The 19,290-nt window shown below is 44.8% G+C and carries 19 protein-coding genes and 1 pseudogene; 15 read left to right on the top strand and 5 right to left on the bottom strand.

Annotated elements, in window-relative coordinates:
• Positions 1-5: 5 nt before the first annotated feature.
• Both A6E01_RS15640 and A6E01_RS21470 read right to left on the bottom strand, forming a co-directional pair.
• Positions 6-431, bottom strand: coding sequence for a GNAT family N-acetyltransferase (locus tag A6E01_RS15640; protein ID WP_017028154.1), 426 nt, complete (start codon positions 429-431; stop codon positions 6-8).
• 79 nt (positions 432-510) lie between these two features.
• Positions 511-684 carry a hypothetical protein gene (locus tag A6E01_RS21470; protein WP_167714329.1) on the bottom strand — a complete coding sequence of 58 codons (174 nt, stop codon included), beginning with the start codon at positions 682-684 and terminating at the stop codon, positions 511-513.
• Between the two features lie 199 nt (positions 685-883).
• Between A6E01_RS21470 and A6E01_RS15630 the strand changes: the two genes are divergently transcribed.
• The 3 genes from A6E01_RS15630 (at position 884) to A6E01_RS15620 (ending at position 3,519) form a co-directional block, all read left to right on the top strand.
• Positions 884-2,007 (top strand): IS3 family transposase gene (locus A6E01_RS15630; protein ID WP_156744628.1). Its coding sequence is split into 2 segments (ribosomal slippage): positions 884-1,136 and positions 1,136-2,007, totalling 1,125 coding nucleotides; the frame shifts between segments, so codons are not numbered across the junction.
• Positions 2,008-2,182: 175 nt separating this feature from the next.
• Entirely contained in the window at positions 2,183-2,833 is a 651-nt protein-coding gene (locus tag A6E01_RS15625) for a DsbA family oxidoreductase (protein WP_065210662.1), read from the top strand.
• Positions 2,834-2,928: 95 nt separating this feature from the next.
• On the top strand, positions 2,929-3,519 hold the full coding sequence (locus tag A6E01_RS15620) for a TetR/AcrR family transcriptional regulator (RefSeq protein WP_017028151.1): 591 nt from the start codon (positions 2,929-2,931) through the stop codon (positions 3,517-3,519).
• Between the two features lie 7 nt (positions 3,520-3,526).
• Here the strand turns inward: A6E01_RS15620 and A6E01_RS15615 are convergent, their stop codons facing one another.
• Positions 3,527-4,117: a GNAT family N-acetyltransferase gene (locus A6E01_RS15615; protein ID WP_065210661.1), complete on the bottom strand. Its 591-nt coding sequence runs from the start codon at positions 4,115-4,117 to the stop codon at positions 3,527-3,529.
• 41 nt (positions 4,118-4,158) lie between these two features.
• On the opposite strand from A6E01_RS15615, the gene A6E01_RS15610 reads away from it, so the two are divergent.
• From A6E01_RS15610 to A6E01_RS15595, 3 genes and pseudogenes are all read left to right on the top strand, one after another.
• A complete protein-coding gene (locus A6E01_RS15610) occupies positions 4,159-5,280 on the top strand; it encodes an ISAs1 family transposase (RefSeq protein WP_065209512.1) in 1,122 nt (373 codons plus the stop codon).
• Positions 5,281-5,642: 362 nt separating this feature from the next.
• Positions 5,643-6,820 (top strand): IS3 family transposase gene (locus A6E01_RS15600; RefSeq protein WP_156744629.1). Its coding sequence is split into 2 segments (ribosomal slippage): positions 5,643-5,910 and positions 5,910-6,820, totalling 1,179 coding nucleotides; the frame shifts between segments, so codons are not numbered across the junction.
• Positions 6,817-7,965 (top strand): annotated as a pseudogene (locus A6E01_RS15595) (Na+/H+ antiporter NhaC family protein); the annotation flags it as partial. The gene A6E01_RS15600 and the pseudogene A6E01_RS15595, both read left to right, overlap by 4 nt.
• 89 nt (positions 7,966-8,054) lie before the next feature.
• On the opposite strand, the gene A6E01_RS15590 reads toward A6E01_RS15595, so the two are convergent.
• Entirely contained in the window at positions 8,055-9,113 is a 1,059-nt protein-coding gene (locus A6E01_RS15590; RefSeq protein WP_017028148.1) for a DUF1254 domain-containing protein, read from the bottom strand.
• A 202-nt stretch (positions 9,114-9,315) separates the two neighbouring features.
• Positions 9,316-10,374: a DUF1254 domain-containing protein gene (locus A6E01_RS15585; RefSeq protein ID WP_065210659.1), complete on the bottom strand. Its 1,059-nt coding sequence runs from the start codon at positions 10,372-10,374 to the stop codon at positions 9,316-9,318.
• A gap of 313 nt (positions 10,375-10,687) precedes the next feature.
• Here A6E01_RS15585 and A6E01_RS15580 point away from each other — a divergent pair, with 313 nt between their 5' ends.
• The 9 genes from A6E01_RS15580 to A6E01_RS15540 all read left to right on the top strand — a co-directional run bounded on the left by A6E01_RS15580 (position 10,688) and on the right by A6E01_RS15540 (position 19,288).
• Positions 10,688-11,656, top strand: a complete 969-nt coding sequence (locus tag A6E01_RS15580) for an AAA family ATPase (RefSeq protein WP_065210658.1) — start codon at positions 10,688-10,690, stop codon at positions 11,654-11,656.
• An 11-nt stretch (positions 11,657-11,667) separates the two neighbouring features.
• Entirely contained in the window at positions 11,668-12,597 is a 930-nt protein-coding gene (locus A6E01_RS15575) for a DUF58 domain-containing protein (RefSeq protein ID WP_065210657.1), read from the top strand.
• A gap of 5 nt (positions 12,598-12,602) precedes the next feature.
• Complete coding sequence (locus A6E01_RS15570) at positions 12,603-13,106, top strand: DUF4381 domain-containing protein (protein ID WP_065210656.1); 504 nt, start codon at positions 12,603-12,605, stop codon at positions 13,104-13,106.
• Positions 13,099-14,124, top strand: a complete 1,026-nt coding sequence (locus A6E01_RS15565; protein WP_065210655.1) for a vWA domain-containing protein — start codon at positions 13,099-13,101, stop codon at positions 14,122-14,124. The genes A6E01_RS15570 and A6E01_RS15565 overlap by 8 nt, the downstream gene beginning before the upstream one ends.
• A complete protein-coding gene (locus A6E01_RS15560) occupies positions 14,117-15,100 on the top strand; it encodes a vWA domain-containing protein (protein ID WP_065210654.1) in 984 nt (327 codons plus the stop codon). The genes A6E01_RS15565 and A6E01_RS15560 overlap by 8 nt, the downstream gene beginning before the upstream one ends.
• Entirely contained in the window at positions 15,094-15,723 is a 630-nt protein-coding gene (locus A6E01_RS15555) for a hypothetical protein (RefSeq protein WP_017028141.1), read from the top strand. Before A6E01_RS15560 ends, A6E01_RS15555 begins: the two co-directional genes overlap by 7 nt.
• Positions 15,710-17,035: a BatD family protein gene (locus A6E01_RS15550; RefSeq protein ID WP_065210653.1), complete on the top strand. Its 1,326-nt coding sequence runs from the start codon at positions 15,710-15,712 to the stop codon at positions 17,033-17,035. The genes A6E01_RS15555 and A6E01_RS15550 overlap by 14 nt, the downstream gene beginning before the upstream one ends.
• 222 nt (positions 17,036-17,257) lie before the next feature.
• Positions 17,258-17,899: a CatB-related O-acetyltransferase gene (locus tag A6E01_RS15545; protein ID WP_017028139.1), complete on the top strand. Its 642-nt coding sequence runs from the start codon at positions 17,258-17,260 to the stop codon at positions 17,897-17,899.
• 306 nt (positions 17,900-18,205) lie between these two features.
• Complete coding sequence (locus A6E01_RS15540) at positions 18,206-19,288, top strand: glycosyltransferase (protein ID WP_065210652.1); 1,083 nt, start codon at positions 18,206-18,208, stop codon at positions 19,286-19,288.
• The last annotated feature ends 2 nt before the right edge of the window (positions 19,289-19,290 follow it).

Raw genomic sequence — 19,290 nt, 5'->3', positions numbered from 1 at the left:
ATCTATCAATCCACAGTGTTCATTTGCATTAAATAGTACTCACCAATACTGTCTCGATGTTTCGCTTTCTTGGTAAACCCTCTTAACTCATAAAACCGAATGGCATTTTGATTTTCAACCAAGCATTTTAAGCTCAGTTTTCCGTACATAGATTGCGCTTTGGTGAGCAGTAAACTGCCGACCCCTTTTCCAAGATGTTCGCTACTTACATACAGATGATGCACAAAATTTTCTGGCTCCCAGATTGAAATGAAGCCAATGGCCTTTTCATCTAACACCGCCAATAAAATTGTTTCACCCTCTGTATCTTTCTCAAAATCCGAAAGTTTAAAATCACTACTGTCTAGCCATGTAAATGTTGTCGTTCTTGACTCAAGATAAATCTCACTTAAATCAGATGCAAAACTAGGATGGTATTCAGTAATTCGCATGCTCTACTTACATCCCTTCATTAGTGACTGCTCCCAACACACAGTGACCTAGCCAATCTCAAAGGATAATGACTGCCAATTAACTCTGAGGGTTACTTCTATTGGCTTCTTTGTCAAAGAAACTAAATCCCTTAGGGATGAAAAACTCACAGGCCTGTCTTTTGGCTGACGTTGGTTGCTCCCAAGCGCCACAAAGGTCTTTGGTATTTTCTCGGGTTCTAGTGAACTGCTTACATTGGCCACAACGTTCCATTGTTTAACGACTCCTTGAAATGAAATAACGGCTCATTCACTTTACCTTAGCCCACTCTAGCCTAGTTTGACCTAAGCTAATTTTTCACTGTTGTTAACGCAATTAACACTGCCGTACACCAGAAGTGGTCCCCGATTTTCGGACATGACTTTAAGTGATTGATCTGTTTTGATAGTACCCAGAAATACTGGAGCAGATTATGACTAGAAAACGCAGAAACCACTCTCCCGAATTTAAAGCTAAGGTGGCATTGGCTGCCGCTAAAGGTGATAAAACTGTCGCTGAGTTAGCACAGAAGTACAACCTGCACCCCAACCAGATCTCAACATGGAAGAAAGAGCTGCTTGAAAATGCAGCCATGATCTTTGCCTCTGAAAGTCAGTTGGGCAAAGACAATTCTGAAGACGTGGACAAACTTCACGCTAAGATCGGTCAATTGACCATGGAAAATGATTTTTTGGCGAAAGTGCTCGGTCGTTAGATCGAGCACAGCGAAAGAGTTCGCTGGATAAATCCACCCAACTACCGATAAAGCGCCAGTGCGAGCTTCTTAATATTGCTCGCTCTACGGCTTATTACCAACCCATCGGACTTTCTACTGAGGAGATTGAATTGCGTCGAATGATTGACGAAATTCACCTTCAGTATCCGTTCATGGGCAGTAGGCGTGTTCGAACTGAGCTGGCTAAAAAAGGCCATAAGGTTAATCGCAAGCGTATCGTTCGGATCATGCGTGAAATGGGCATTGGAGCGATTTATCCCAAGCCAAAAACGACACTGGCGAACAAAGCACACAAGGTTTATCCCTACCTATTGCGTGACATCGAAGTTACTTACCCCAACCAAGCTTGGGCTATTGATATCACGTACATTCCGATGGCTAAAGGGTTCCTGTACTTGGTTGCCATTATCGATTGGTACAGCCGTAAGGTGTTGTCTTGGCGCCTCTCGAACACCATGGATACAGGCTTTTGTATTGATGCTCTTGAAGATGCGCTTCAACACTACGGACCACCCGATATCTTCAACTCAGATCAGGGCAGCCAGTTTACCAGTACTGAGTTCACACAGAAGTTGCTCGACCATAGCGTACGGATCAGCATGGATGGGAAAGGCCGTTGGATCGACAACGTTTTTATCGAGCGATTATGGCGAAGTCTGAAATATGAGGAGGTTTACTTAAAAGCTTACACCACGCCCCGTGAAGCCGAACTTGAAATCGGCCACTACATGGTGTTTTATAATGAGGAGCGTAACCATCAAGGCCTCAATGACCTAACCCCTGATGAAGTCTACTTCGGTAGGCAGAGATACGCTGCATGAGCTGGATCAACCACTTAAGGAATTAGCTTATGTGTCCAACCATTGGGGTCCACTTCTACCTTCACATCAATACACCATAAGTCTCACTCTACATTTTTCTTTCCTTTCCGTTCTATCGGTGTATTATTTAATCGTAACGATCGTTCAATAATAGAAATCCATCGAGGATGAGTTGATGAGCAGTAAAATAAAATTAGATATTGTTTCAGACGTGGTTTGCCCTTGGTGCATTATTGGTTACAACAACCTGCAAGCGGCAATCAACGAGCTAGCGCTTCAAGACAAGATTGATATTGAATGGCAACCGTTTGAATTGAACCCTGATATGCCCGCTGAGGGTGAAAACCTTAGAGATCATGTAGCTCGAAAATACGGTAGTAGCCCTGAAGATAGTGCTAGTGCGCGAGAAAGAATCGCAAAGGCTGGCGCTGAACATGGCTTTCAATTTAACTATTTCGATGACATGAAGATGGTGAATACACTAGAAGCCCACGTGCTTTTGGATTACGCCAGACAGCATGGCAAACAAACAGAGCTGAAACTGAGGCTATTCAACGCCTTTTTCAGTGAACAGAAAGACGTTTCTGATCGCGCCATCCTAAAACAAGAGCTTACTGCTGTTGGTTTGGATGGTGATCAAGGGTTGCTTTGGTTAGACAAGCCAGAGCTTAAAAATGAGGTTAGAAGTCAAGAAGCCCAGTGGCAGCAGATGGGCATCACAGGCGTACCCACAGTGATCTTTAATAGAGAGAGCGCGGTGACAGGTGCTCACCCAGTAGAAAACTATAAACAGATCTTACTCGAGCTAAGCAAAGAGCTAGAATGAACCGTTATTTAGTACGATTGGTACCGTATTGAACGATCGTTAATTTACTCGCTATAATCCGCGTGTGAGCAATTTTAAAGGCAGTAGGTAATACCATGGGCAAACGTGCACTTTTTGATAGAGACGATGTCATCAATAAAGCCAAAGATCTTTATTGGGAAAAGGGCTATCACGGCACCTCAATGCGCGCACTGCAAGACGCCCTTGATATGCGCCCAGGTAGTATCTACGCCGCTTTTGGTAGCAAAGATAATTTGTTCAAAGAGGCAATCCAACGTTACGCTGAAGAAGGTGGTGAGATCTTAAACCACAGCTTAGAGAACTCCGACTCTAATATTGGCGGCTTAAAGACATTTATTAAAACCATCATAATCGAAGGCAGAGGATCCGCCCCTAGCGGCATGTGCATGGTGGTAAAATCTGTTGCTGAATTAACAGAAACGGATAACCCAGAATTACTGACACTGGCTAAACAGTTACTTGGCAATGTAGAAGCAGAGTTGGCATCAATACTCACTAAAGCAATGGAGGCTGGAGAAATCCGCTCAGGTAAAGACCCTATTGAGCTAGCCCGTTACGTTCAAGTTCAAATTATCGGCCTCAGAACCTTCGCCCGCGCCACCAATGAAGTCGCTCTAGTAGAGAAGTTTATTGATGGCATTTTTGAAGATGGTCCATTTCGCTAGAATCCCGTTATTTACGGTACTTAGATAGCTTATATTCGAGGTTTTCTTTTACACTCAGCCATTCACTATTGAGAATTGAAAATACGACGGTGTCTCTATAACCACCATTGGGCAGTGTTTGATGATTCCTCAATACACCATCTTGTTTAGCTCCTAATCGGGCTATTGCTGCTCTTGAAGCTTGGTTATGCCAACTAGTGCGAAACTCTACAGCGATAGCCTCTAGAGATTCAAAAGCATGAGAGAGAAGTAGCAATTTGCACTCGGTATTCACAGACGTTTTTTGAAAGCGACTCGCATACCATGTGTAACCTATCTCTACTCTGTGATGCACCGGGTCTGCATTACAAAATCGAGTCGAGCCTATGATATGTCCAGTGGATTTCTCTATTACAACAAACGGGACAGCTAAACCCAAAGCTTGTTGCTCAAGGGCAGTATCGATATAGCGACTTACCGTTTCTGCACTAGGGACAGACGTAAACCACAAATTCCAAAGCTCACCATCGGATGCCGCAATGACAAGTGCATCGGCATGTTCACCAGGGTGAGATCGTGAACGTTTTTCAATCAAAATCACGATTGATTTGACGATCACATTTAGCTGTGATCATATACTCCCTTTTTAGGGAGAGCATCATGCACATTGACCACTTCAAAGAACATTTTCAAACGATTATCGACCAACGCCAAGGTGCAAAGGTCACATATTGCCTGTTTGAAGTCCTTTTTGGCTCGCTATGTGCAGTGATTGCAGGCGCGAAAGGTTGGTTCGATATTCGTGAATACATTCTCGGTCATCATGATTGGTTTAAGCGTAATGACTTGTTTTTGAATGGTATTCCTGCTGATGACACAATAGCTCGTATCATCTCTACCATTGAACCCGAACAGTTCCATGAGTGCTTCATTAACTGGATGTCATCAATTCATACTCTCACCGAAGGTCAAGTGATTGCGATTGATGGAAAAACACTTCGCGGCTCATATAATCGTGAAGACAGGACGAGCACCATTCATATGATTAGTGCTTATGCGTCGTCCAACAAGCTCGTACTGGGACAGCTAAAAACCGAACAAAAAAGCAATGAAATTACAGCGATCCCTGAATTGATAAAGATGCTCGATATCAAGGGGGCCCTAGTAACTATTGATGCTATGGCCTGTCAAACCAAGATTGCTAAAGCCATTGTAGATCAAGGTGGAGACTACCTGCTTGCCGTAAAGAGCAACCAAGGAAAACTCCGACAAGCAATAGAAAAGGCATTCTCTTCTCAGCGAGCCAATGTGGCTGATAACATCTCTCTTGAGCAAGGACATGGCCGTATAGAGTCTCGTCAATGCTATGTTTTTGACAGTGCAAAACTTGAAGGTAATTTCTCTCGCTGGAAAGGCTTGAAGAGCATTGTGATGGTTGAAAACTTTCGCCTTGAGAAAGATAAATCTGTCGACCTAGAGTACCGTTATTACATCAGCTCCAAAGAGCTTAGTGCAGAGCAAGCTGCTATGGCTGTCAGAGAACATTGGGGCATAGAGTCAATGCACTGGGTACTTGATGTCACCATGAATGAAGATGCATGCCTGATATACAAAGATCACGGTGCAGAGAACCTATCATGCCTACGTCATATGAGCTTGAACATGCTCCGAGAAGAGCCAACCAAGCTAAGCATTGTTGGTAAGCAAAAGCGCTGCATGATGAATACATCGATGCTAGAGGCAGTATTAAGTGCTGGTTTTACTCGAGTGGTGAAAAACTAGGCACTCATGCGGTCACCCTGGCATGTTCACGCTTCAATGGCGCAAGCTTTATCTTTTTTGATTCCATCTCAGTTTCGCGTAACCACATTACTTTATTCCTTGTTAACATATCAATAGTTAGACTTTGTCCATCACAATAAGGTCTCTTAGGTTCTTTCTCACAAAAGAAGATACATATTTATATAACTGATAAAAGTATCAAATCTTAGCCTTCTCCCACACTTCTAGCCAAACCACATTAAAACCTTGCACTAATAGTGATTAACCTTAGGTCACCATCTACACATGTTTGTAGTGGCATAGTTAATTTGGCCACCTGATTAGAGGTGCTAGAATGCACCTCGTACACAACAGGTGAAACTATGACAAAACGTACAAGAAGAACTTTCAGCCCCGAATTTAAGCTAGAAGCCGCTCAGCTAGTCACTGACCAAGGCTATACCGTTGTTGAAGCGGCGAAGGCGATGAACGTTAGCAAGTCAGCAATGGATAAGTGGGTTAGACAGCTCAAGCAAGAGAGGCAAGGTGTTACGCCAAAAGCTTCACCGCTCACTCCTGAACAGATTGAAATCCGTGAGCTTAAAAAGCGGATTGCTGAACTGGAAGAGCACAATGAAATCATAAAAAAGGCTACTGCTCTGTTGATGTCGGACTCACTGAACAATTCTCGATAATCGAGAAACTCAAACAGAGCTACAGCGTTGCCAAGCTGTGTAAAGTGTTCGGTATCCATCGAAGCAGTTTTAAGTATTGGAGTAAGAAGCCCAAGACTCAATCTGAAGAAGATGTCCGTCTACGAGCCCTAGTTCAAGAAGCTCACAGTGTTAGTAACGGCTCAGCCGGTGCGAGAACCATTGCCAGTATCATAACGAACTCGGGCATCAAGTTCTCTCGCTACAGAGCGACTAAGCTGATGAAAAAACTTGGGCTAGTTAGCCGGCAACTTCCTAAACACCGCTACAGTAAAGTAGCTCAGGAACACATTGAAATCCCAAATCATTTAGATAGGCAGTTCGCTGTGACTGCTCCTAATCAGGTCTGGGTCGGCGACGTGACGTATGTGTGGGCCGGAAATCGTTGGAGTTATCTTGCCGTTGTAATCGACCTCTTTGCACGTAAACCGATCGGTTGGGCGATGTCATTTTCGCCCGATAGCCAACTGACAGGTAAGGCGCTTAAGATGGCCTATGAGTCACGCGGTAAGCCCTCTAATGTGTTATTCCACAGTGATCAAGGGAGTCATTATACGAGTCGTAAGTACCGCCAAGTGCTTTGGCGATATCAGATAAAACAGAGTCTATCTCGACGAGGAAATTGCTGGGATAACAGTCCAATGGAACGCTTCTTTAGAAGCCTAAAAACTGAGTGGGTGCCAGCCAGTGGCTACAGTAGTTTATCTGAAGCTTGGAAGAGCATTGTTGGCTACATCATTAGATACTACAGCCAAATCAGACCGCACCAGTACAATGGTGGTCTAACACCGAATGAATCGGAGAGGCAGTACTGGGAAACTTATAAAGACGTGGCCAATTTTAGTTGACCACTACATTAATCGCGGGTCCAGTATTTAGGCCACTGTTTGATAAGCTCAAGGTCTCTCGTCAAAAGCTTGCGTTCATTATTGACTCTACTGCTTCCCCTGTGGCTATTTTGATTCCCTTTATTGGTTGGGGCGTGTACATCATGAGCCTGATTCAAAAGGAGTTCACGGCGTTAGAGGTAGGTATGAGTGAGTGGGATGCCTTTATTGGCGCGATTCCTTACCAATTCTATGCTTTCCTAGCTATCGCAATCGTTCCTATCTTGTCATTTTTCAAGCTGGATTTTGGTCCAATGGCTCACGCGGAAAGACTAGCTAAACAAGGCTCAGACTTTGGCAAAGTCCAAGACTCACTCAATGTGTTTGAGCACAAAAATGCCAAAACAAGCTTTGTATGGGCGCCACTTCTGGTGATGCTTATCGTGCTGTGCTCGATTCTGATTCCTCATGGTTTCCCGTTCCAACAAGTCTCAGGTTCAACCTTTAGAGCGGGGTTATCTTCTGCCTACTTTTTTGCGGCCATGACACTTATCGGCCTGATGGCGCTGTATGGTGTGAGAAAACTCTCCGATGGTATTCAGGTGTACCTAAAAGGTATGTCTAATATGATGTCTGTGGCGGTGATTCTTATCCTTGCATGGGCACTTAGCTCAGTAGGCAAAGAGCTAGGCGCAGCTGCGTACATTGCGCAGCAGGCACAAGCTGGCTTTCCTTATTGGTTAGTCCCTGCTGTTGCGTTTCTTCTCGCTGGGATTATCTCTTTTGCTACCGGTTCTTCGTGGGGAACCTTTGCCATCTTAATGCCGCTCGTGATTCCAACGGCCTTTGCTATTGATGCGCCTATGTTGGTCTGTATTGGCGCGGTTTTATCCGGTGGCTTATTTGGCGATCACTGCTCACCGATTTCAGAAACCACCATTCTTTCTTCAACGGGTGCGGGTTGTGATCAGTACGAACACTTCAGAACGCAGCTGCCTTATGCCCTTGTCAATGGTGGCATTGCGCTCATCAGTTTCGTTGTTTCTGGTGTTCTCGCTTCTCCACTGGTGGTGTTGGTCGCGATCATCGTGCAAATTGCGGTCTATCTTGTGCTCTCTAAACGACAGTCCACCAGCGGATCTCTAGAAAGCCAACCTGCTTCATAGAGTAATTCACCAAGCTAATTCCCATAAAAAAGCCCCGCTCTGCAAAGAGCGGGGCTTAACACTGATTAACCCTACGTCAAATCAATCAATTATTTTACAGCCTTAACCGTTGGCAAGATGCGATAGCCGTCTTTTACTTTTTGGCTAGGCATGTAGTGACGAATGCCTAGATTGAATACACCTGAGTCATTCGCTGTTTGAATGTTGTTTGGTGCATCTTCACCGCAACCAAAGCTGATCGTGTACGAGCCGTCTGCGTTAGGCTTCGCGGTATTAGAGCTTAGGTTTGCCACATCGTTAAACATGAACCCAGCTTTGTCATACACAGTGATAGACCAGAACGCTTGGTTCGCTGGATCTTCAAAGGTTGCTTGGTGACATTGGTTTGCTGGGTAGTTTCCTGATACTTCATAGATGTTGTCTTTCATCTGAGCACCACCCCAACCTATTGCCGCACCTACTGAGTATTTTTCTTCAGTATATAGCTCTTTTGACTCATCGTTAGGGTCTGTAAACATGCCCGTTAACGCTTGTCCACCATCGCGCTTCAAGATAGTTGGCATCTGCGATTTAAGCCCAATCTCCACCTTTTCAAATGAGGCTTGATCAACTTGTTCAGCGGTAAACATTCTATTTGAGTTAGCGTCAATGCTCATTTGGTCTTGAATCTTGCGAGCCTCTACCTCTGTGAACGTCGCATCTAGGCGAACCACGATATAGACATGATCGCCCGTGTGAGTTTTCAGCTCGTAGGTACCCGCGCCGTAACCCATAGCTTGAATTCTGTGGTCTTCAGTAACCACTTGATAAGATAGGTACTTGCCTTCTGGAACTTCAGGCAGTGTGATAGACGCGCCTTCAGATACATCGACAACCGCCATTGAATAATAAGTATCGCGGTTCATGCGAACAACAGGTTGTTGATCAGTAGGAGTTAGTTGGCGTTTGTGAAGAAATTTGTTGATACCAGCGAGGTCCTGGTTTTTAAGAATTTGGCGAGAACTTTCAAATACTGCGTAGTTTTCTACTGTCGTGATTTCTCCATCTTTACTAAAGAAATCCGCTTCGCTAGAGACTTCTGTTGCTGCAAAGGTAGGAAGAGCTGCGATACCCAAACCAAGTGAAACTGCTAGTGCAAGTTTTTTCATTATGTACTCCGGTAAATCAAAGATTCTGGGCATAAGCCGTTTCTCTATCCCTAAGTGCTCACTGCCTCTCTGAAAAAGAGAATAAACAAATAGCGTTATTTAATCGAATTACAGTTTTCTATATATGATATGCGTAAGAAGTATATCTAGGTGCTAGTTCCTAGGTCCCAGGAACCTAGGAACCAGCACCCCAATTACTCCCTTACTTTACTGCTTTAACGTAAGGTAGCACACGGAAGCCATCACGGATTTTTTGGCTTGGAATGTAGTGACGGAATGCTAAGTTAAACATACCTGAATCGTTCTTGGTTTCGATGTTGTTTGGTGCATCATCACCACAACCAAAGCTTACTGTATATGTACCGTCTGCATTCTTAGTCGCTGTGTTAGAGCTTACGTTAGCAACATCAGCAAACATGAAACCTTGCTTGTTGTACACAGTTACCGACCAGAACGCTTGGTTCTCTGGGTCTTCAAATGTTGCTTGGTGACAGGTATCTGCCGGGAAGTTACCTGATACTTCATAGACGTTATCTTGAAGCTGTGCACCACCCCAGCCGATTGCCGCGCCTACTGCGTATTTTTCTTTAGTAAACAGTTCTTTAGACTCATCATCTGGGTCAGTAAACATACCAAATGTGGCTTGAGCGCCATCACGTTTTAAAATCACTGGCATTTGCGTTTTCAGATCTTTTTCAACCTTATCAAATGCCGCTTCTTGAACTTGAGGAGCGGTAAACTCTGCTGTTGCTTTCGCTTCAATGCTCATTTTGTCTTGAATCTCACGCACTTCTGCTTCAGTGAACGTCGCATCGGTACGAATAATGATGTAGACATGGTCACCAGTATGAGTCGATAGGTCAAACGTGCCTGAGCCATACTGCATTGCTTGAATACGGTGATCTTCAGTAATTACTTCCATTGACATGTATTTGCCTTCTGGGATTTCTGGAAGCGTTACTGTCGCGCCTTCTGAAACATTAATTACTGCCATTGAGTAATAAGTGTCTCGGTTCATTCGAACCACTGGCTGTTCGTCGGTTGGAGTAAGCACACGTTTATGCTCGAAGTTATTAACACCCACCTTTTCTTGAGTTTTCACATACTGACGTGCTGTCTCAAAAACTGCATAGTTATCTGATGTAGTCACTTCACCTTTGTCGCTGAAGAAATCCGTAAGGGTTGAAACCTCTGTAGCTGCTAGCGTTGGTAGAGCAACAATGTTAAGACCTAGAGCGATACTTAGAGCAAGTTTTTTCATGGTGTGTTTCCTATAGTTTCAATTCAAATTAAACACTTCAAACCAACGCATGCTTCCCTTAGAGATTGACTTGATTTGTGCCTTTCACGTTTCACAGTTTACGGATTAGCCGATACAAAGCTATTGACTTAGATTTATACGTGATATTAATCAAAAGCATATTACAATTTTAATGGTAGGCACTATAGTTATATCAAAAGTTGACGATAGTACTGTTTCTTTAACATTTTCAGCGCAAAACCTGCGAAGAAACTATCTTTAACTATATGTATTTATTAACGTTATAGCAACGTAAACAACAAAGGGTAACAACATGAGCTCAACCTTAGACACGGTAATGCTACTTAAGAAGCAAATGCAGCAGTCTGTAATAGGACAACAACACATGGTCGATACTCTGTTGGTTGCTCTACTGACCAACGGCAATGTTTTGTTAGAGGGTCTACCAGGTACAGCAAAGACTCGCTCAATTAAGGCGCTCGCAGCGGCTTTATCCGTTGATCTTGGCCGTGTGCAGTTCACCCCAGATCTTTTGCCTTCTGATGTAACCGGTACTGAGGTTTATCAAGATGTGGACGGCAAACCCACCCTTACCTTCCAGCCCGGCCCTGTTTTCAACAACCTATTACTGGCCGATGAGATTAACCGCTCTCCCGCTAAGGTGCAGGCCGCTTTGCTAGAAGCGATGGAAGAGCGACAAATTACGGTTGCAGGCAAGACCTACAAACTGCCCGATTTGTTTATGGTACTCGCGACACAAAACCCTGTAGAACAAGAAGGTACTTACCCGCTTCCAGAAGCGCAGATGGACCGATTCATCATGAAGATCAATCTGGACTATCCAGACGCCGATGCGGAAGAACAGATCATCAAAATGGTGCGCGGTGAAGAAAAGCCTTCGTCAGAAAAACCAGAGCCTATCGATCCTGCTTGTATATTCGCGGCGCGCGAAGAGATCCAAGAGATCTATTGCAGTGACGCGGTACTTAAATATTTGGTATCCATTATTGTTGCCACTCGCCAACCAGAGAAATACCCCAACTCTGAGCTTGCAAACTGGATCGCAGTAGGATCAAGCCCAAGGGCGACTATCGCTTTAGATAAGTGCGCCCGCGCAATGGCTTGGTTGAAAGGCAAAGAGTTTGTTGATCCAGATGATGTGAGAGACGTGGTGCATGGCGTGCTTCGTCACCGCCTTATTCTTTCGTACGATGCATTAGCAGAAGGCGTCAGCTCAGATCGCGTTATTGATGAAATCTTGTCTCAAGTCGCAGTAGCGTAAGAGAGAAACCCATGACCAAATCCAATTCCATAGACGCGCAAATCTACACGGATTTAAAGTCGCTTCGTTTAATGAAATACAAGGCGACTGGCTTTGATTTTCTGCCGCCACAGCCCGTGAACAGTCTATTAACGGGACGACACGTATCGAAACTTCGTGGACGAGGCCTGAACTTTGAAGAAATGCGTCACTACCACATTGGTGATGACATTCGCACCATGGATTGGAAAGTCACCATGCGCACAGGTAAGCCGCATGTAAAGATATTCTCTGAAGAACGAGAGCGGAATGTTTACCTGCTCGTTGACCAAAGAACCAACATGTTTTTTGGTAGCACGGGAAAAATGAAATCAGTTATCGCGGCCGAAATCGCGGCTCTCATTGCCTGGAAGGTCACGGACTCCACAGACCGCGTCGGCGCCATTATCTACAACGATACGATGGCGGTGCCTATTGCCCCGCAGCGCAGTGCCAACCACGTATTGAAGATCTTAAATGAGATTGTGATTAAAAATCAGCAGTTGAAAGTAGGCATCGCCGAAGACTCTCAAGGAAACTCATTTAGCAAACTGTTTCATCAGGCCAAGCGCTTGGTTAAGCATGATGCCTTAGTCATCTTGATCACTGATGGCTACGGCTACAACGAGCAAAGTGAAGAGCAAATCAAAACCTTGTGCAAACACAATGATGTGGTGTTATGCCATGTGACCGATCCCCTAGAGCACAACCTAGCGGAATTGGACAAAATGGTACTCAGTGATGGAGAGATGCAGTTAGCAATTACAGGTAAGCAGGCTCAACTAAAAGATCGCTTTGCTAAAGATGTGACTGACACACTCGATAACTTTACCCGAGTCGCTAAGAAATATCGAATCCCGGTCATCAAAATCAATACCGTTCAACCTGCTGATCAGCAGTTGCGAAAAGCACTTGGAGCTTAATTGAGATGAGTACCACCGCTGAAACACTTAAACCCACGAGTATGAACTCAATGATGTCTGGGTTGGCAGAGCCTTCTCTGCCCGAAGGCATATCATGGATTCCCAATGCTCCTGGTTGGTATCTTGTGATTGGCATCATTGTTTGCTTTGCCTTGTATCGAGCTTACCTTGCTTATCGCCAGTATCAGGCCAACGCCTACCGCCGTATGGCTTTGCAAGAGCTAGAGAAACTACAAAAAAGCAGCGACGGGCTAGAGCGATTGCCTCAGTTGCTTCGCAAAACCGCACTTGATGCCTACCCGCGCAAACAAGTCTCCCCTTTACTTGGAGAGCAATGGGAACAGTGGTTGGATAAACAATGCCAAGGGAGCCAATTTTCAACTCAGTTTAATGGGTTACTAGCGTCACTTTCTTATTCGCCAAATGCGAGTGTCGATCAGCAACAGAGTTTAGGTTTGTATACGCAGACTGCTCATTGGATAAAACATCACGAGGTGAGACATGGTTGAGTTTGAATACCCACTCGCCTTTTTACTGGCCATATTGCCACTTTTGGTTTATCGCCTTGTTCCTGCCTATAAGGAATCCAAGAATGCGCTACAGGTACCCTTTTTTGAGCGCCTAGTTTCTGTCTCTGAAGATAAACCGTCGCAAAGTGCGACATTACTAAAGAGAAGAAAGATCCAATGGGCATTAGTAGTCATTAGCTATCTCTCTTTGGTGGCTGCCATTGCCAAGCCTATGTGGGTAGGTGAACCTATAGAGCAGAAAAAATCAGCGAGAGAGATCATGGTCGCTCTGGATCTATCGGGTTCCATGTCTGAAAAAGACTTTACCGATGAGAAAGGCAATAAACACGATCGCCTATACATTGCAAAACAAGTGCTCAGTGATTTCGCTAAGCAACGTGAACACGACCGACTAGGGCTTATTTTGTTTGCAGATGCGGCATACGTTCAAGCGCCGTTTACAGAAGATACCAATACATGGTTGGCACTATTGGAGAATGTCCAGCTAGGCTATGCCGGATTCCAAACTGCCTTCGGTGATGCTATTGGCCTTTCAATTGCCGTATTTGAACAAGAGCAAAGCAAACAACGAGTTATGATCTTATTGACTGACGGTGACGACACCAGCTCCAAAATGCCTCCCGTTAAGGCGGCCGAGATAGCCGCTAAGTATGGCGTGAAGATTTATACCATAGCCATAGGTGACCCAAGTACCGAAGGGCGATACAAAATGGATCTCCCTACCCTAGAGAAAGTATCTGAGATCACTGGCGGACAGATGTTCCATGCAATGAACCGAGCTGAGCTCGACCAAGCGTACGCCACCATTGATGAACTAGAGCAGCAAGAATTCGAACTACTGACTCATAGACCTCGTCATAGTCTGCATCACTGGGCTTTTGGCATCAGTTTTATGTTCAATTTGCTGGCTGCACTGTTTGTTTTTGCAGGCCAAGCTAGGCGCAATAAGCGTGTAAAAGAGGTGCTAACTCGCACGCAAGAGGTGCCAAATGAATAGTTTACTTGATTGGGGACTGACAGGTGATATCAGCAATTTCCATTTCATGCGTCCATGGTGGTTATTGGCTCTAGTCCCGTTACTCGCGATACAGCGCCTAATGACAAAGCAAGAGGATTTAGTGGCTCAGTGGCAATCTGTAATGTCCAAGAACATCATTGCGCACCTAACGCTGAATCAACAACGCGGCAGTTGGTTAACCCCTCTGAAACTGTTTCTGGTTTTCTCACTGTTATCTACGCTCGTGATGGCTGGCCCAACATGGAAAAAACAAGCGTCACCGTTTTTTGAAGATAACGCTGAGTTGATCGTCGCCCTTGATGTTTCAGGCTCGATGTCGCAAACGGATATTCAGCCCTCTCGTCTTGAGCGCGCTAAGCAGAAGATCTCACAATTGGCTGACCTAAGAGGCGATGCCAAGACTGGGCTGGTTGTCTACGGTGGAAGCTCTCACGTGGCAATGCCAGTAACCAAAGATAGAGAGCTGTTTCGCTACTTCTTAGATGTGCTACACCCTACTTTATTACCGGATAACCAAAGCAAGCCAGAATCGGTTATAGACCCAGTGGTAAGCCTGTTAAAGGAATCAAAGGTATCTTCGACGGTGCTGATCGTGACTGATAAAACAGACCAAAAAGCGATTGAGAAAATGCAGCAAGAATTTGGCTCTTTAGAACACCAGGTTTTGGTTTGGGCGATGGGTGAAAACCCTGACAGTGGCCGCGACGGAGCGCAAGGCTTATCAAGTACACAGATTCAAGAACTTGAAGCACTGGCTCAATCGGGGCATGGTTCGATGACGCTATTTACTCATGACTCAACGGATGTAGAGCAAGTATATGAAGATATTCAAAGCAACTTGTTTGCCGTAAACGACACGGCACAACCTTGGGTGGATTCTGGCTATCCGTTGCTGTTTTTGCTACTGCCTATTCAACTGATGTGGTTTAGACGAGGGTGGACATTGCAATGGTAACCATCAAACAATCGCGTATGGATTGGTTCAAGCAAAGACCAAGCTGGCAATGGATTCTCTTAATCCTTGTGGTATTGGCGCTATGGGGGGCTTTATCCCCTGCTCGCTTCATGAACTTTTGGCTAACCAAAGACCAACAAGGGCATATATATTTCCAGCAAGGAGACTACGCCAAGGCTCAGTCCTCATTTGATTCACAAGAGTGGAAAGCTCGCAGCGCCTATCTCGCTGGTGACTTTCAAAGCGCAATGACGCTGCTTAAAGGTCGTGAAGATGCTAAATCAAAATATTTGTTGGCGAATGTATTTGCCTATTCTAATCAATTTGAGCAAGCCAAAGCACTCTATGTTGAGCTAAGCCAGGACCCTGCCTTGCAGCAAGAGATGCAGCAGAATATTGAGGTCATGAATGCTTCTATCGAAAAGCTAAAGAATGCGCCTTTAGAAAAGAAAGAAGGCGAGAAAATGATTGATGATAGAAACATTGCCACCAGCGAAGAAGAAGCTTCGGAAGGTATCGAGGCCGAGCTCTCTGATCAGGTTTGGTTAAAGCAGGTTAGACAAGATCCTTCAAAGTTCTTGCGACAAAAGTTTCAACAGGAATACGCAAATGAACAAGAATAATCCATCGAAGAACTGGCTTTTCAATTGGCTCTCTTCGCTATCTCTGGGTTTGATGTTGATGGCAGTGTCTAACACCACCCTTGCCAATGACCTTCAGCCAATCATTGATGATAAACAATTGGCACTCTCAGTCGATGTGAAAAGCGAAAGCATTGCTCCGAAACAACAGGTTTTGGTTGAAGTAGAGATCAGCAGCACACAACCATTTGAAGATGCGATGGTAATGCCCTATCTGGATCTAAAAAATGCAGTGGTCAAAAAAGACGACCAACAAGTGGCGCGCTCTGCACGCATGCTAGATGGCCAAAAATGGTATACGCAAACGGCGAAGCTGTATATCTACCCTCTTACGGCAGGCACCTTTGTAATACCGAGCTTTGACGTTGCGGTTGTGCTTGATAATGATAAAGAAAACCCGCTAAAAGGCACGGTTTCCTCTGAGGAGACGACGTTTAATGTTGAAATGCCTGCGTCGCTTGATACGACTAACGAGTTTGTATCTGGCACAGATGCGGCGTTCACGCTTAAAACAGATAAACCTATCAGCGATGCGTTTGAGGTCGGTGAAGCTGTGGTACTCACCTACCAGCTGAAGGTAAAGAACTCACATATGATGCTTCTGCCGGATGTGAACGTACCAGACATTGCCGGTGTTGAGGTTTACCAAAAACCCGTCGCCAAAGAGAATATCTTTGATCGCTTAAGTAAGCGCAATACTGCTGTTTTAAACCAAGCAGTTACTGTGGTATTTCAAGAGTCCGGTAAGCTAGTCATCCCTTCACAATCAATACAGTGGTGGGACACTGAGACTAATGAACTCAAGACGCTGACCACTGACCCTCTTGAGTTTCAAGTTGGGTCTAGTAGTGCACTCTTACAAGCTCATAACTACCTTGAGGATATAACAGGATTTGCGTCTAAATACGGCGTTTACCTGATTGGTCTACTGGTTTTTGTTGGCCTGGTTATTACCGTGGTGATGAAACGTAAAGGCAAGCCAAGCACCCAAGAAAAGACGCCGGCCAAGGTCGACGTAGGCGTTAAGATCAAGCAGTATCAATCTGCGGCCGAGGGTCAACGCTTTGCTGAGGCGGTCGACCACCTTTACTTGATAGCAGGAAACCGAACATTTACCGATAGACTAGATAGCGAATCTGCAACCATTTGGAAGCAATTGCTCAGCTACTCTTTTGCTAATAGTGATAACAAGCAGCCTCTAACACAACAGCAGGCTCAGATCTTACTCAGTGCTGTGACGAGCAAAGAGTTAAGCTCAACGCCTGAGGGTTTTGATTGGCGACTTAATCCATAGAAAGGGTTTGATCTAAGTAGTCACTTGGTAATCGACAAGCTCATGCTTGTCGATTTTGTTTTTATAGTTCATTGCTCGCTGTGATATCCTTGTACCGTTCCAATTACTCAGATAACACAATGAAACTAACCCCTCTCCTCAAGCAACCCCGTATTCACTGACTTCTAAAACGTGACACTGTAATTTTTAGCTAATTATTCGTACACTTTTAGAGGTAACACTATGCAAGAAAAACATTGGTCAAAATACCAATTGTTGCATGAGGTCGTCAGCAATCCCAATATCCATATTAAAGGTAAGCACAGTTATTACAGTGACTGTTGGGACAATGGCTTTGAGGAGTCAGTCGTCCGATATCTGCACGGCGATAAGATAAGTCGTGAATGGGAACCCCGATGGGCAATTGATAAGCTCTTTATCGGCGATTATGTCTGTGTTGGGGCTGAAGTCGTCATTCTAATGGGTGGCAATCATACCCACAGGGTGGATTGGTTTTGTCTATATCCATTTATGGATTACATAGATGAAGCGTACATAGGGAAAGGCGACACGCAAATAGGCGATGGCGCTTGGCTTGGTATGCGAGCGATGATCATGCCCGGTATTACTATTGGTGAAGGCGCAGTTGTAGCCGCTAATAGTGTGGTGACTAAAGATGTTGCGCCATACTCGATTGTGGCAGGCTCGCCAGCAAAACTCATCAAAAGTCGCTTTGATCCAAAAATCATTGAAGATCTACTAAGCCTAGACGTCTACAACTGGCCATCAGAGAAATTTGAAGCGTTAAAGCGCTATCTATGTGCCTCTGACATCACAGCACTCAAAAGCGCTTCCGCGGCTTGGGATATCGGAAACGAAATCTAGCTTCCTAGCTTCCTAGCTTCCTAGCTTCCTAGCTTCCTAGCTTCCTAGCATTATATCGCCGAGCCATTTAACGCTCGGCTTTTTACTTTCCCTACTTTTTACTTTCCCGCTCTTTATTTTCAAAAAATGCACCCGCAATCATCCGTTATTCCTTTCAAAATGATTCTCAGAGTAAGAAAACACATTGCCAGCCTGAGAAAACCACAATAAAACAATGAATTAAAGTTGGCACGACTCCTGCTAAGTACAATCATAGTGAATTTTTGTTGCCTTGCAACACGCTAAGACTCTACACAAGGAATCGTTATGAAAAAGGATATTAAAACTGTCGTTCACGTGGTGCAGCATCTTGCCCCTGGGGGTATCGAGAGTTTGGCACTGGACTTCGTTTCTTTTAGTAGCGTTGATCACGAGGTGTATATTGTCAGCCTGCAGGGAACCAAACAGCAAGCCTTAGAAAAGTGGCCTCGACTTAAAGATTTTGCGAATCACTTAGTTTTTCTTAACAAACCCGATGCCTTCAGTCTAAAAACCATCTCTGACCTTAGTGCTTTGTTCCGTGAGCTAGGTGTCGATGTTGTTCACACTCATCACATTGGCCCCCTTCTTTATGCTGGCCTTGCTGCAAAGCAGTGTGGCATCAAGGCTAAGCTTCACACTGAACACGACGTGTGGCATCTAAATAGCTTTAAGCACCGTCAATTGCAGCGTGCATTGCTAATGTGGGTGCAACCTATGGTTGTCGCGGATGCCTTTAAGGTTGAAAAACGATTAGATGAGCTGTTTGCTCATTCAAAGCTTACAACCATCCACAATGGCATTGATACCTTGCGCTTTGTTGAGGGACAAAAACAAGCGTCTAGAGAGGCACTAAACCTACCTAAAGACAAAACCTTAATAGGCACAGCAGGACGTTTGGAGTCTGTTAAAGGTCATGACTTGCTGATTCAGGCGATAAGCGAACTCCCTCAGCAATACCAATTAGCCATCGCCGGTGACGGTTCTCAATTTGAAGCGCTTAAAACCCTCACTGATCGATTAGGTCTAGAAAAACGAGTGTTTTTCCTAGGTCGATTGGAAAATATGCCGATGTTTTATCAAAGCTTAGATCTGTTTTGCTTACCCTCTCGCCACGAAGGTTTTCCATTAACCGCTATTGAGGCGCAATCGTGTGGCACGCCTACCCTAGTGACTGATGTCGGTGCATCTGCCGAAACCCTGTGCCCAGATAGCGGACTATTGGTGGAAGCAAACTGTTCCCAAAAACTCGCACAAGCCATCAAAGCTTTTAAGCCATCCAGCACCTCACCAAGAGAGCATGTCGTTAACAAACACGATATTCGTGACGTCGTCTCTCGTTATCAACAACTCGCTAATATCGGAGCTTAATC

Source organism: Vibrio breoganii, assembly GCF_001677275.1.
GTDB classification, from domain to species: Bacteria; Pseudomonadota; Gammaproteobacteria; order Enterobacterales; family Vibrionaceae; genus Vibrio; species Vibrio breoganii.
The sequence above is the reverse complement of the archived record's forward strand: the minus strand, read 5'-3'. Positions and strand labels throughout refer to the sequence as shown.